General features: G+C 45.8%; 1 protein-coding gene. It reads right to left on the reverse strand.

Annotated features, from left to right (window positions below; all coding sequences use genetic code 11):
• A partial coding sequence (locus CBG25_RS09590; protein ID WP_290606272.1) for a phage tail protein occupies positions 1-537 on the reverse strand: 537 nt, incomplete at both ends.

Consider the following 537-nt stretch of genomic DNA (forward strand, 5'->3'; position numbering starts at 1 on the left):
AGCAGTGAATGATTCTTGAGAATCTTTTTTGGCATAATTGTCGTCACAGGCTTTTTGGTTGATTACTTTATCGCTCGAATTCCCCGTTGTACCGACAATTTGTGTCTTATCGATTTTATTGTTTAATCCCTGGTTGAAGGCCAGCTGTGTGACATAATCGCCAATTGGTTGCTTGGTATCTAATGCCTTCGTGACACCTTGCTGGCTGATAACATCGCTTGGCGAATCCCCTGTTGTCTGTTTAATCGCTTGCTTGTCGATTTTTTTATTTGTTTCAACATCGACATACTGACGGGTCGCCAGTACCACCGAGGGGTCAATTTTAAGGGTCACCGCCTCGGTATGACTGACAATAAACACCGCCCGTATCGTCTGGGTTCGACCTGAACCTTCAGCTAGTTGCGGTTTGTAGGTTTCCGGGCAGTTACCGACCGCAATGAGCACATTCTCTTTATCAAAGAGTCCCACCTCCCGTATCCACCAACCGCCTTCATTTTCGGGAATAATCTGCTCGGCAATCACTTGGTTGGGATTATT

The sequence above is a fragment of the Arsenophonus sp. ENCA genome, assembly GCF_002287155.1.
In the GTDB taxonomy this organism is placed as follows: Bacteria; Pseudomonadota; Gammaproteobacteria; order Enterobacterales; family Enterobacteriaceae; genus Arsenophonus; species Arsenophonus nilaparvatae.